Origin of the sequence: Streptomyces sp. JJ36 (assembly GCF_021696945.1) — a bacterium.
GTDB lineage: Bacteria > Actinomycetota > Actinomycetes > Streptomycetales > Streptomycetaceae > Streptomyces.
Genome location: NZ_JACYHE010000063.1, coordinates 1 through 12,360, shown reverse-complemented (window position 1 = coordinate 12,360; position 12,360 = coordinate 1). Strand labels below are relative to the sequence as shown.

9 protein-coding genes are annotated in these 12,360 nt (G+C 75.2%); 4 read left to right on the top strand and 5 right to left on the bottom strand.

Annotated elements, in window-relative coordinates; translation table 11 throughout:
* The first annotated feature begins 6 nt into the window (after positions 1-6).
* On the top strand, positions 7-417 hold the full coding sequence (locus tag HOY81_RS20595; protein WP_237321959.1) for a DUF742 domain-containing protein: 411 nt from the start codon (positions 7-9) through the stop codon (positions 415-417).
* Positions 398-1,015, top strand: a complete 618-nt coding sequence (locus HOY81_RS20590) for an ATP/GTP-binding protein (protein ID WP_237321958.1) — start codon at positions 398-400, stop codon at positions 1,013-1,015. Before HOY81_RS20595 ends, HOY81_RS20590 begins: the two co-directional genes overlap by 20 nt.
* Before the next feature lie 105 nt (positions 1,016-1,120).
* On the opposite strand, the gene glpK is transcribed toward HOY81_RS20590, so the two are convergent.
* From glpK to HOY81_RS20575, 3 genes are all read right to left on the bottom strand, one after another.
* Positions 1,121-2,632, bottom strand: coding sequence for a glycerol kinase GlpK (gene glpK / locus HOY81_RS20585; protein ID WP_237321957.1), 1,512 nt, complete (start codon positions 2,630-2,632; stop codon positions 1,121-1,123).
* 15 nt (positions 2,633-2,647) lie between these two features.
* Complete coding sequence (locus HOY81_RS20580; RefSeq protein ID WP_237321956.1) at positions 2,648-3,382, bottom strand: MIP/aquaporin family protein; 735 nt, start codon at positions 3,380-3,382, stop codon at positions 2,648-2,650.
* Between the two features lie 623 nt (positions 3,383-4,005).
* Positions 4,006-6,384 carry a glycoside hydrolase family 31 protein gene (locus HOY81_RS20575; RefSeq protein ID WP_237321955.1) on the bottom strand — a complete coding sequence of 793 codons (2,379 nt, stop codon included), beginning with the start codon at positions 6,382-6,384 and terminating at the stop codon, positions 4,006-4,008.
* 287 nt (positions 6,385-6,671) lie between these two features.
* On the opposite strand from HOY81_RS20575, the gene HOY81_RS20570 reads away from it, so the two are divergent.
* Positions 6,672-8,693, top strand: a complete 2,022-nt coding sequence (locus HOY81_RS20570) for an acetoacetate--CoA ligase (protein WP_237321954.1) — start codon at positions 6,672-6,674, stop codon at positions 8,691-8,693.
* 159 nt (positions 8,694-8,852) lie between these two features.
* The gene (locus HOY81_RS20565) at positions 8,853-9,725 is read left to right on the top strand and encodes a hypothetical protein (protein WP_237321953.1); all 873 of its coding nucleotides are present in this window, start codon (positions 8,853-8,855) and stop codon (positions 9,723-9,725) included.
* 62 nt (positions 9,726-9,787) lie between these two features.
* On the opposite strand, the gene ptsP is transcribed toward HOY81_RS20565, so the two are convergent.
* Together ptsP and HOY81_RS20555 are read right to left on the bottom strand one after the other, a co-directional pair.
* Positions 9,788-11,458, bottom strand: coding sequence for a phosphoenolpyruvate--protein phosphotransferase (gene ptsP / locus HOY81_RS20560; protein WP_237321972.1), 1,671 nt, complete (start codon positions 11,456-11,458; stop codon positions 9,788-9,790).
* A gap of 68 nt (positions 11,459-11,526) precedes the next feature.
* Entirely contained in the window at positions 11,527-11,976 is a 450-nt protein-coding gene (locus HOY81_RS20555) for a PTS glucose transporter subunit IIA (RefSeq protein WP_237321952.1), read from the bottom strand.
* Positions 11,977-12,360: the final 384 nt, after the last annotated feature.

Sequence of the window (12,360 nt, the reverse complement as noted above, 5' to 3'; positions counted from 1 at the left end):
AGCGCCATGACGGACCGCTGGTTCGACGACGCGGCCGGCCCGGTGGTCCGGCCGTACGCCATGACGCGCGGCCGCACCCGCAGCAGCGTGGACCCGGCGCGCCTGAACCTGATCGCGCTCGTCGTCGCCGACCCCCCGGAACCCGCGGCGGACGGCTCCGGCCCCGCCCGGGACGCACTGCGGGACGACCACACGCTGGCGCCCGAACACGAGGACATCGTGGCGCTCTGCCGCCGCAACCCGCTGTCGGTCGCCGAACTGGCGACCGAGCTCGACGTGCCGGTGGGCGTCGTCCGGGTGCTCATCGGTGATCTCCTCGACGCGGAGCTCGTCCGCGTCACCCGACCCGTACCCCCGGCGGAACTGCCGGACGAGAACATCCTGCGCGAGGTGATCAATGGTCTTCGGGCGCTCTGAGCGGAGCCGCGGCACGGCCGCGGCTCCGCCCGAGCCGGCGACGTTCAAACTGCTGGTGGCCGGCGGTTTCGGGGTCGGCAAGACGACCCTGGTGGGCGCGGTGAGCGAGATCAAGCCGCTGCGCACCGAGGAGCTGCTCACCGAGGCGGGCCGGCCCTTCGACGACCTCGACGGGGTGGAGGCGAAGTCCACCACCACCGTGGCCATGGACTTCGGGCGCATCACCATCAACGAGAAGGCGGTGCTCTACCTCTTCGGCACCCCCGGCCAGGACCGCTTCTGGTTCCTCTGGGACGAACTGGCCCAGGGCGCGCTGGGCGCCGTGGTGCTCGCCGACACCCGGCGCCTGGAGGACTGCTTCTCCGCCATCGACTACTTCGAGCGGCGCGGCATCGCCTTCACCGTGGCGGTCAACTGCTTCGACGGCGCCGCCCGCCACCCGGTGGAGACCATCCGGGAGGCGCTGGACCTCGACGCGCAGGTCCCGGTGATGCTGTGCGACGCCCGGGAACGGGAGTCCGTCCGGGACGTGCTCGTCTCGGTGGTACGGCACGCCATGCGGACGGCCGCGGAAAGAGCGCCCGCGGCCGCCACCTGAGGCCCCGGTGCCCCTGAGGCCCCGGTGCCCCTGAGACCCCGGTGCCTCAGGGGCACCGGCGCCCGGCCGGGCCGGCGGACCTGCCGGGCCCGGCCGGGGCACCGGTCAGTCCGCGCCCTCCTCGTGCCAGCCGAAGCTGCGCTCCACCGCCTTGCGCCAGTTGGCGTACTCGCGGTCCCGGACGGCGGGCTCCATCCGCGGCGTCCACTCGGCGTCCTTCTTCCAGTGCGCCCGGAGCTCGTCCAGGTCGGACCAGACACCGGTCGCCAGCCCGGCCGCGTAGGCGGCGCCCAGGCAGGTGGTCTCGGCGATCACCGGGCGGATCACCGGCACGTCCAGCACGTCCGCCTGGTGCTGCATCAGCAGGTTGTTCTCCGTCATGCCGCCGTCCACCTTCAGGCTGGTGATCTCCACACCCGAGTCCTGGTACATGGCGTCCACGACCTCCCGCGTCTGCCAGCTCGTCGCCTCCAGCACCGCGCGGGCCAGATGCGCCTTGGTGACGTAGCGGGTCAGGCCGGTGATCACGCCCCGGGCGTCGGAGCGCCAGTAAGGGGCGAACAGCCCGGAGAACGCCGGCACGATGTAGGCGCCGCCGTTGTCCTCCACGCTGGCCGCCAGCGGCTCGATCTCCGGCGCGGCGGAGATGATGCCGAGCTGGTCCCGGAACCACTGCACCAGCGCGCCGGTGATCGCGATGGCGCCCTCCAGGCAGTAGACCGGCCGTTCCCCGCCGAGCTGGTAACCCATGGTCGTCAGCAGGCCGCTCTGCGAGGGCACCGGCCGGGTGCCCGTGTTGAGCAGCAGGAACGAGCCGGTGCCGTAGGTGTTCTTGGCCTCGCCCACGCCGTAGCAGGTCTGCCCGAAGACCGCGGCCTGCTGGTCGCCGAGCGCGGAGGCCACGGGCACGCCCGCGAGCTGCCCGACCGCCGTGCCGTACACCTCGGCCGAGGAGCGGATCTCCGGCAGCACGGCCTCCGGCACGTTCATCGCCGAGAGGATCGAGGAGTCCCACTGGAGGGTCTCCAGGTTCATCAGCATGGTCCGGCCGGCGTTGGTGACGTCGGTGACGTGCACACCCCCGTCCGTGCCGCCCGTGAGGTTCCAGATCAGCCAGGAGTCGATCGTCCCGAAGGCGATCTCCCCCGCCTCGGCCCGCTGCCGCAGGCCCGGGACGTTGTCCAGCAGCCAGGCCGCCTTGGGCCCGGAGAAGTAGCTGGCCAGCGGCAGGCCCGTACGGTCGCGGAACCGGTCCTGTCCGTCCGCGCCGCCGAGTTCCGTGCAGAGCGCCGCGGTGCGGGTGTCCTGCCAGACGACGGCGTTGTGCACCGGTTTGCCGGTCGACCGGTCCCACAGCACGGTCGTCTCCCGCTGGTTCGTGATGCCCAGCGCGCTGAGCTGCTCCGGCCGGAGCCCGGCCTTGGCGAGCGCGCCGGCCACCACCGCCTGCACCTTGGACCAGATCTCGGTGGCGTCGTGTTCGACCCACCCGGGTTTCGGGAAGATCTGGCGGTGCTCGCGCTGGTCGACGGCGACGATCGCGCCGTCGGCGTCGAAGACGATGCAGCGGCTGGAGGTCGTGCCCTGGTCGATCGCGGCGACGAAGGCTTCCGTCATGATCGGTCCCCTTGATCAGAAGGCGAGGTTGAAGATTCCGGCGCCGAGCAGACCGCCGATGGCGGGGCCCACCACCGGCACCCACGCGTAGCCCCAGTCCGAGGTGCCCTTGTTCGGGATGGGCAGAACCTGGTGGGCGAGGCGGGGTCCGAGATCGCGTGCCGGGTTGATGGCGTAGCCGGTCGGACCGCCCAGGGACAGCCCGATGCCCACCACGAGCAGGGCCACCACCAGCACGGCGGTACCCGACTCGCCCAGGCCCTCGGTCAGGCCGAAGGCCAGGATGGGGAGGACCAGCACGGTGGTGGCGATGATCTCGGTCGCCAGGTTCGCCGCCGGGCTGCGGACCTCCGGAATGGTCGAGAAGTTGCCGAGCGTGGGCTGAGCCAGTTCCTTGTCGGCGTTGGCCTGGAACTGCGCGTAGTAGGCCGCCCAGGCCAGCACCGCGCCGACGAAGGCGCCCAGGATCTGGGAGACGATGTAGAGCGGAACCTTGCTCCACTGGCCGGTGTCTGCGGCGATACCCAGCGTCACGGCCGGGTTGATGTGGCCTCCGGACAGCGGGGCGGCGGTGTACGCACCGGCCATCACGCCGAACCCCCAGCCGAAGGCGATCACGATCCAGCCGGACTGGGCGGCCTTGGAGAAGCGGAGGTTGACGGCGGCGTTCACACCGGCGCCGAAGAGGATGAGAATCGCGGTGCCGATGACTTCTCCGGCGAAGATGTCGCCGTTCGAGAACTGGTCCATGACGGCTCCTTTGGCCCTCGCGCGGGGTGGCGGCCCCGTGCGTCCCTGAAGGGTAAGCGCCTGCGCGGTCGGCGGGCTGCAGCAGGGAACTCAGCGGGGCAGGCGTTCCGCGCCCCGCCCGGCCACCGCGGCGAGCGTGCCCGCAGTGTTCATCTCCGCTGATCGCCCGTCAAGGCCGGGTGTCCCGCCCGCACCCCGGACCATGCGGACGGAGCCGCACCGCCGGTACCCCCGCGGTGCGGGTGCCGGCGCGGGCGGGCCGTTTTCACCCGGGCGGCCGACGTCCGTCGGGGTGGAGCGCCGGGGCGGGGCGGTGGTCGCCCTCGGATGTTCCGGCACCGCAGGTCAGCGGGGTGCGGGGCGGTGCGGAGACGGTTCCGAGTGTCACGGACACGTCACCAGTGCGGCGCCTGCGTCACGACCCGGGAGGACGCGAACCGCCCCCGGGAAGCGGGCGTCCCCCTCCATGACGGCGGCGGCACGGGACCGACGGGGGTGGCCCCGAGCCGCCGCCGCTCCGTCCCGGACCGGGGCCCGGCCGGAGGCGGCCCGGCCATCCGTCAGCGGCCGCCGAGGGAGCGCCGGTGCACCGGGAAGCCGAAGGCGCGCCCGGCCCCCGCCCGTCAGCCGCGCACCCGCACCGGGAACCCCGCCGGGGCACCGTCCTCCCCGGTCACCACCACGCGGCCGCCCCGCAGCCGCACCGTCAGCCGCCGCTCCTCCGGCGGCTTACCGCCGTACGCCGGGCCGGCGAGCACCAGCCCGCTGCCGGTGCGCCCCGGCGCAGGACGCCACACCTCCAGCTCCGTACCGCCGTCCGCACCCGCCACCGGTACCGCGGCGCCCGCCCGAGCCAGCACCGGCACCCGGGAGAGCGGGGCGTCCAGCTCCGCCGGGCCGGGGCCCTCGTACCGCTCGCCCGACACCGTGTCGTACCAGCGGCCCCGCGGCAGCCGCACCGTGCGCCGCCGCGCACCCGGCTCCAGCACCGGGGCCACCAGCAGCGCGTCCCCCAGCAGGAACGCGTCGCCGCAGTCCCGCAGCGCGCGATCCCGCGGATGCTGCCACCACAGCGGCCGCACACACGGGGCTCCGGTCCGCGCCGCGACGGCCGTCAGCGTCGCGAAGTACGGCGACAGCTCCGCACGCCGCTCCAGCGCGGCCCGGGCGTACGGCGGGAGCTCCGCCCCGGACGCCCACGGTTCCCCGGTCCCGCCCCGCCCGCCGGAACACCCACGGAAGAACGGCAGACAGGCCCCGAACTGGAACCAGCGCCGGGCGAGCTCCGCATCGGGCGAGCCGCCCCGCCCGGGCGCCCACCAGGGGATGTCCGGACCCGCGTACGGCACCCCGCACAGCCCCATCCCCAGCACGAACGCCAGCGCCGCCCGCAGTCCCGCCCAGCCCGGCGGCAGGTCCCCGGCCCACGCACCGCCGTACCGCTGCATCCCCGCCCACCCGGACCGGGAGACCAGGAACGGGCGCTCGTCCGGGCGGAGCTCCCGCACACCCTGCACGGCCGCCTCCGCCATGGTCAGCCCGTAGACGTTGTGCGCCTCCCGGTGGTCGCCGCCCCGCCCCTCCAGCGCGTGCCGGGCGGAGAGCGGCAGCGTCGGGTCGCCGGGGGCGGCACCGGTCCACGGCTCGTCCCCGAGGTGCCAGAGACCGGCGAAGCCCTGCGCGAGCCGCGCCGCGGACAGGCCGCCCCACCACTTGCGCACCCGGGGATCGGTGAAGTCGGGGAAGACCGCCGGGCCCGGGCCCGTCAGAGCGGTCACCGTGCGGCCCCGCGCGTCCCGGACGAATGCGTCCTCGGCCACCCCCGCGGCATGCACGGCGTCATCCCGCCGACCGCGGCCTACCCGGCCGACGGGCCGGGGCCGCACCCCGGGCCGGACGGCGGACACCAGCCGCACCCCCTCCGCACGCAGCCCGGCGGCGAGCTCCGGCAGCCCCGGCCCGTCGCCACGGCGCCGCGGAAACCCCCGGCGCCACCGTTCCGGGTCCAGATGCAGCGCCGTCAGCGGCAGTCCCCGCTCCCGGAAGGCCGCCGCCGCCGCGCGTGCCTCCCGCACGTCGCTCCGGCCGCGCCCGCCCCGGCACCGGTGCTGGTACCCCAGGGCCCAGGGCGGCGGCAGCGCCGGCGCCCCCGTCAGCGCCGTCCAGCCGTGCAGCACCCGTGCGGGCGCCCCGGTCACCACCCAGTAGCGCAGCGGCCCGCCCGCCATCCGCACGGTGCACCGCCCGGGCCGGTCGTGGCCCGAGCCGGCGCCCTCCGCCCCCTCGCGGAGCGACACCGTGCCGTCCCAGGAGTCGTCGTGGAACACCAGATGGCTGCCCGCGTCCGCGACCACCAGCAGCACCGGCATGGTGACCGGGGGCGGCTCGCCGCCGGGGGAGGCCCGCCCCGGCCCGGTGTTCCACAGCCGGTACGTGCCGTCCGGCAGCCGCGGCCCCGCCGTCCGGCCGCCCAGTCCGAAGAACCGCGCGTCCGCCGCCACCCGTGACCGCTGTGCCCAGCGTGCGCCGGCCCCGCCCGCCGCCGGCTCCCACCAGCGCGGCGGCAGGTCGCGACGGAGCACCACACCCCCCGGGGTGCCCACGGCGACCTCCCCGTGCCGGGAGACCGTGACCAGCACCCGCTCGGAGACCACCCGCCAGCCGCCCTCCGTGTCCGGCTCCAGAGAGGCCCGCGGATCGGGCTCCGGGCACGGGCCCGCCAGGGCGTACGACGGCTCCGGCACGGCCCCGTCCCAGCCGCAGAAGACCGCACCGCCCACCGCCACGCGCACCCGCAGCGACGACCGCGCGAAGTGGACGACCCCGCCTCCCGGGAGCGGCTCCGCGCCCCGCGCGAGGCCCGGCTCCCTGGCCCGCTCCGGCCCCGGGGGCGGCAGCCCCGCGCCGTCCGTACGACGCCGGCGCCACGCGGCCCCGAGGGCACGCACCCCCCGCGGCGTACCGACCGCCCGTGCCGACCGCACCATGCCCCGCGCATCCATGCTGCTCAGCCTGCCATCACGCGCCGTCCGCGACCGACGCGTTCAACCGGCGTTCACCCTTCGTCCGCCGCCCCGTCGTCCGGCCCTCCGGGGGCGCCCGCGCCGGGTCCCCGCGGCGCGCCCACGGCGGCTGTGCCCGGCGCACATGGCGCATACCCTCCCTATGGGGACGTCCGCCCTGGTGCCCGGAACGATCACATGGCATCGTCCTGCCCAGCCGCCGCGTCACGCGCACACCCCGCACGTGCGCGGAGAGACGCACACGACGCGTAAGCCCGGGAGCCACCATGACCACAGCGCACAGCACTGCCCAGCCCGACCCCGCCGAGCCCCGGCCCCTGTGGCGGCCCTCCCCGGAGCGGATCGGCGGAGCGCGCCTCACCCGCTTCCAGGCCTGGGCCGCCGAGCACCACGGCGCCCCGGCCGCAAGCGCGGCCGGCCCCGTGGCGAGCTACCGGGAACTGCACCGGTGGTCGGTTCAGCGGCCCGGGGACTTCTGGCGGGCAGTCACCGAGTGGTTCGACGTCCGGTTCGGCAGCCCGTACGAGACCGTGCTGGCCGACGCCGCCATGCCCGGCGCCCGCTGGTTCCCCGGCGCCACGCTCAACTACGCGGAGCACGCCCTGCGCGCCGCCGAGGACCCGGCCCGGGCCGACGAGCCGGCCCTGCTGCACGTCGACGAGTCCCACGAACCGGTCCCGGTGAGCTGGCGGGAGCTGCGCCGCCAGGTCGGTTCCCTCGCCGCCGAGCTGCGCCGCCTCGGCGTCCGTCCGGGCGACCGGGTCAGCGGCTACCTGCCCAACATCCCGCAGGCCGCCGTCGCACTGCTCGCCACGGCCGCCGTGGGCGGCGTGTGGACCTCCTGCGCGCCCGACTTCGGCGCCCGCAGCGTGCTGGACCGCTTCCAGCAGATCGAGCCCGTCGTCCTGATCACCGTCGACGGCTACCGCTACGGCGGCAAGGAGCACGACCGCACCGACACGGTCGCCGAGCTCCGCCGGGAGCTGCCCACCCTCCGCGCCGTCGTGCACGTCCCGCTGCTGGGCCGCCCCGCCCCCGAGGGGGCCCTGGAGTGGGACGCCCTCACCGCCGCGGACGCCGAACCCGAGTTCGCGCAGGTACCCTTCGACCACCCGCTCTGGGTCCTCTACTCCAGCGGTACCACCGGCCTGCCCAAGGCCATCGTGCAGTCGCAGGGCGGCATCCTGGTCGAGCACCTCAAGCAGCTCGGCCTCCACTGCGACCTCGGCCCGGGCGACCGCTTCTTCTGGTACACCTCCACCGGCTGGATGATGTGGAACTTCCTCGTCTCCGGCCTGCTCGCCGGCTGTACCGTCGTGGTCTACGACGGCAGCCCCGGCTACCCGGACACCGGCGCCCAGTGGCGCGTCGCCGAGCGCACCGGGACCACCCTCTACGGCACCTCCGCCGCGTACGTCATGGCCTGCCGCAAGGCGGAGGTCCACCCCGGCCGCGACCACGACCTCTCCCGTCTGCGGTGTGTCGCCACCACCGGCTCGCCGCTGCCGCCCGACGGCTTCCGCTGGCTCCACGACGAGGTGGACGAGGACATGTGGATCGCGTCGGTCAGCGGCGGCACCGACGTCTGCTCGTGCTTCGCCGGCGCCGTGCCCACGCTGCCCGTCCACACCGGTGAGCTCCAGGCGCCGTGCCTCGGCACCGACCTGCAGTCCTGGGCTCCCGACGGCACGCCGCTGACCGACGAGGTCGGCGAGCTGGTGGTCACCAACCCGATGCCCTCCATGCCGGTCCGGTTCTGGAACGACCCGGACGGAAGCCGCTACCGCGACAGCTACTTCGACATGTTCCCCGGCGTCTGGCGGCACGGCGACTGGATCACCCTCACCAGCCGGAACACGGTCGTGATCCACGGACGCTCGGACTCCACCCTCAACCGGCAGGGAGTCCGCATGGGCTCGGCCGACATCTACGAGGCAGTCGAACGCCTGCCCGAGATCAAGGAGTCCCTGGTGATCGGCGTCGAGCAGGCGGACGGCGGCTACTGGATGCCGCTCTTCGTCCACCTCGCGCCCGGCGCCACCCTGGACGACGCCCTCCGCGACCGCATCCGGCAGACCATCCGCGGGTCCCTGTCCCCCCGCCACGTGCCCGACGAGATCATCGAGATCCCCGGCGTCCCGCACACTCTCACCGGCAAGCGCCTGGAAGTCCCCGTCAAGCGCCTGCTTCAGGGCGCCGAGCTGGAGAAGGCGGTCAACCCGGGCTCCGTCGACGACGTGGAACTGCTGCGCTTCTACGAACGCCTGGCCCGCGAGCGCGCCGCCTGACCGACCCCTGCCGGGCAGCCTCTCCGGGCCGCCGGAACCCCGCGGACGCGAGCCCCGGGGAGGCGAGCCCCGGAGACGCCGGCACCTCCCGCCGGCCGCTGTCACACCCCGCGGCTACCCTGCGTGAGCAGAACGTCACGCACAACCGAGGGGGACCCCATGGCCCGTCCCGCACACCGCAGGCGCCGTCGCGTCCGGGCACTGCACCGCGAGGCACCGAGCACCGTCGCCGTGCTGACGGCCGAGAGCGACTTCGGCGCCATGCGCACCTACCGCACCTTCGCCTTCGACGACTACGCCGGATACCTCCGCCACGTCGAGCTGCTGCTGCGCACCCTGGCCCGGCAGGGCGTCCACACCCGCCTCGCCCGCTTCGACCCGCAGCGCTTCGCGGCGTACTGCGCGGCCCGGCGACGCGACCCGGACACCACCGACAGCCGTGCCCGCTTCACCGCCGAGCTCGCCTGTGGCGGCCCCACGGTGCCGTACGACGGACGCCGTCTCCGCTCCCTGCTCCCGCTGCTGCGCGGCGCACCCCGTCACCGTGACCGCCGCCGGCCCGGACCGGGCGCCGCCGCACGCCCGGCGGAGGACGCCCTGGCCCGCGCCGCCGAACTGCTCGACCGCCTGCTGGAGAGCGCCGGGCCCGGCAGGCACCGCCTGGTGTGCAGCGTCACCACCCCCGGCACCCCGCTGCTCGCGGCCCTGGACGCCGGGTGCTCGCCGGACGGCGCCCTCCGCCCGGAGCCGCGCGGGGCGCTGCTCTTCCGGCACGTCCTGGCCGCCGGGCTCGCCACCGGCTCCCCCGGTGGGGTCGTGATGCGCACCGCGCCCGGCCCCGCGCCGGCCGGAGCGCGCGAGACCGTCCGGGGCTGGCGGCTGGCGCACGGGGGTCTGTCCCCGCTGAGCGAGGCAGAGGTGTTCAGCGCCTACTGCACCGACCCGGACACCGGCGACCCCGTGCCGCCCGAGCCCGGGGTGCGGTACGCGGCAGGCACCGTCCTGCCCCCTCCTGGGGGACCCCCGGGCTGACGGGGCGGCGCCGGCCCGGGGCGTGCCCGCCCCGGGCCGCGGGCGCCCGCGAGCGAGTCCGCTCACTCGCCGGAGAGCACCGAGGCGGCCGCGTGGCGCGCCTCCTCGGCGCTCTCCGCCGCCCGCGCGGCCGCCGCCGCCCGCTCGCACTGCGCCAGGGTGTGCGTGGCCAGCGTCGCCCGCACATAGGGAAGAGCGGAGGCGCTCATCGACAGGCTGGTCACCCCGAGGCCGGTCAGCACGCAGGCCAGCGTCGGATCCGAGGCGGCCTCGCCGCACACCCCGCAGCTCTTGCCCTCGGCCTTCGCCGCCTCCGCGGACAGCGCGACCAGATCCAGCAGTGCCGGCTGCCACGGGTCCTGCAGCCGGGAGACGGCCCCCACCTGACGGTCCGCGGCGAAGGTGTACTGCGCCAGGTCGTTGGTGCCCAGCGACAGGAACTCCACCTCCTGAAGCACCGACCGGGCGCGCAACGCAGCCGACGGGATCTCCACCATCGCGCCGAACTTCGCCTCCAGCCCCGCCTCCCGGCAGGCCTCCGCGAACGCCCGGGCGTCGGTGCGGTCCGCCACCATCGGCGCCATCACCTCGAGATACACCGGCAGCCCCTCGGCGGCCTTCGCCAGGGCCCGGAGCTGTCCCCGGAGCACCTCGGGGTGCACGAGCAGGGTGCGGAGCCCCCGTACGCCCAGGGCGGGGTTCGGCTCGTCGGACGGCGTCAGGAAGTCCAGCGGCTTGTCCGCCCCCGCGTCCAGCACCCGCACCACGACCCGGCCCTCCGGGAACGCGCGCAGCACCTCCCGGTACGCCTCGACCTGCTTCTCCTCGGAAGGCGCCTTCTCGCTGTCGTCCAGGAACAGGAACTCCGTACGGAACAGCCCGACCCCCTCGGCCCCCGCCTCGACCGCCGCGGCCACGTCCGCAGGACCGCCGACGTTCGCCAGCAGCGGCACCTTGTGCCCGTCCGAGGTGGCCCCCGGTCCGGAAGCCGCGGCCAGCGCTGCCCGGCGCTCCTCGGCCGCCCGGGACAACTCGGCCCGCTCCCCGGGGGTCGGGTCCACCAGCACCTCACCGGTGCTGCCGTCCACCGCCACCATCGTCCCCTCCGCGAGCTCGCCGGCGCCCGGCAGCGCCACCACCGCCGGCACCCCCAGCGCCCGCGCCAGAATCGCGCTGTGGCTGGTGGGCCCGCCCTCCTCGGTGACGAACCCGAGTACCAGCGCCGGGTCCAGCAGCGCCGTGTCCGCGGGCGCCAGGTCCCGTGCGATCAGCACATACGGCTCGTCGCTGTCCGGCACCCCGGGCATCGGCACGCCCAGCAGCCGCGCCACGATGCGGTTCCGTACGTCGTCGAGGTCCGCCACCCGGCCCGCCAGGTACTCCCCGGCGCCCGCCAGCAGCGCCCGGTAGGCGGCGAACGCGTCGTACACCGCGCGCTCCGCCGTGCTCCCGACCGCGATCCGCCGCTCGACGTCGGCGAGCAACTCCGGGTCCTGCGCCATCATGGCCTGCGCCTCGAGCACCGCCTGGGCCTCGCCGCCGGCCAGCTCGCCCCGGGCGACCAGGTCGGCGGCCACCGCCTCCACCGCACGCCGTGCCCGGGCCTGCTCCCGCGGCGCCTCCTCCCCGGCGATCTGCCGGGCCGGCGGCTCCAGGACCGCGGTCCCCATGTGTCGTGCCGCGCCGATCGCCACACCGTGGCTCACACCGACGCCTCGCAGCGTTGCGTCCATCTCACCCGTCTCCGGTTCCTGCGGCGGCGCGGCCGCCGGATCGTGCACACCCCCGTCCGCTCCGGACATCACGTCCAGTGGAAGAGGGTCCCTCCGGCGGCGATCTCCCCGTCCTCCGCGGTCTCGCCGAGCGCGTCGGCGGTCGCCTCCAGCGCGATGACGGGGGAGACGGGGGACTTGCCCGCGCTCTCGACCGCGGCGGGGTCCCACCGGACCACGGGCTGGCCGCGCTCGACGGTGTCGCCCTTGTCCACGAGCAGTTCGAAGCCCTCTCCGTTGAGCTGCACCGTGTCGATTCCCAGGTGGGTCAGCACCCCGTGACCCTCCGCGTCCACCACGACGAAGGCGTGCGGATGCAGTGAGACGACGATCCCGCCCACCGGCGCGACGGCCTCGGTCGGCTCCCGGACCGGGTCGACCGCCGTGCCCGGGCCCACCATCGCACCGGAGAAGACCGGATCCGGCACACCGGCGAGGCCGATGGCGCGCCCGGTCAGCGGGGACGTCACAGTGGTCATGGGAAGCCTCCCAGGGGGCGGGGTCGGATCAGTCGCCGCCACTGCCTGTCCGGACGGCGCACCGCTCAGAAGCCTAAGTCATGTCAAGAGGGCCCTCCGCGCTCGCGTGCGGACGGCTGGAGCCCGCCGTGACGTGCGGCGGACCCGGCGCCTCGCCGCGATGCGGATTTGCCCGGCCCCGGGCTGCGCTGTACTCTCGAACCTCCGCTCGCCACCGAGCGTGCGGGCGGACATCCCCGAAACCACACTCTTCGAAACCGGTCCGTGGTGCTGCGTGTCCGCGGCAGACGGATTTCCAGGTCGAGGAAATGCTCTGGTAGCGTGGGAATCACCGAAGGGAAGCGCCCGGAGGAATCCTGAGAGGGGTTCCGATGGCAGCGTCCG